Here is a 1,085-nt window from a genome sequence, read left to right as displayed (position 1 = left end):
CAGCGTTGATGTTGACACTATTTGCCGTTTTATTGATTAGCGTTGTCGCTACATTCATGGGTGGTTTATTCAATGTTTTAGGATTTGACCACATGTATAAAGGGCTAGAATATCAAATAAAGCACTCAGAAGGCTTTGTAGCATTTTTATGGCATTTAGGATACTTGATACCTTATTTACTATTAGCGACGCTGATATGGCTTATATTGGCTTTAGAACACAAATATAGATATTAGCACGCTATTATGCCGAGAAAATCTATTTGTCGATGAGAGCCCTTAATTAGACTAAAAGCGCCAGCGGTCGGATAGCGTCAGCTATCAAATCGACCGATGGACAGCTTTAGGATTATTAAGGAGCGCAGAATCGTCGGCAAATAGAGGAATTGGAATAATGCAATAGAGTAAATATAGAGAAAATTTGGTGATTATATTTGGACTTTAATTATTCTGAAGTAAAACGTTGGGTTTATGGCATTGGATACGTTTGGGGAGCAATAGGTTTTGTATTATTTCTGTTGGATTATGTTCGTGTATGCTTATGTATGTATATATTTTTTTCTATAATTTTAGTTATATTTAATTTACTATTTAAAAAATATTTGCAAGTAATAGTAAGTTTCTTGATAGCGCTATCTTTATTATTTTATTTATTTGTTATATTCTAAAAGTATCTTTTAAAGGAGGTTTTTAAAATGAAAAAAGTAGCATTATCAGTAGCAGGGGCCTTATTACTTACAGGTATATCTTCGCCATTTCTAACAGATGGAGCTAAAGCAGAAACTAATCAAGCTAATAATTCAAATGCTCAGAGTGAAAATGCATCAAAAAACCTTAAAGACATTCCTAGACCAGATACTAAATATTGGAATAAAGAGATAAAAGATAATGGTGATGAAGAATATACATCTTCAGATAGTCAATTTTATCGTGAATTAAGAGATAAAGGACAAATAAAAAAAGATCCTGAATTAGAAAGCATGTTACAAAACCGAGCAAAAGGTGGTACAAATAAATATGTTGTTCATAAAGATGGCACTGTGACTATCTATTTATCGAATAAATGGGCAAGCAGAATTGCTGCTG

General features: G+C 32.3%; 2 protein-coding genes. Both read left to right on the top strand.

Translation table 11 applies throughout. The features are described 5' to 3' along the window. On the top strand, window positions 1-236 hold a 236-nt coding region (locus tag CD155_RS08830; RefSeq protein ID WP_142382853.1), incomplete at its 5' end, for a DUF334 domain-containing protein. 458 nt (window positions 237-694) lie between these two features. Next, on the top strand, window positions 695-1,085 hold a 391-nt coding region (locus tag CD155_RS08825; protein WP_103213102.1), incomplete at its 3' end, for a hypothetical protein.

Source organism: Staphylococcus caprae, assembly GCF_002902725.1.
Lineage (GTDB): Bacteria > Bacillota > Bacilli > Staphylococcales > Staphylococcaceae > Staphylococcus > Staphylococcus caprae.
The sequence above is the reverse complement of the archived record's forward strand: the minus strand, read 5'-3'. Positions and strand labels throughout refer to the sequence as shown.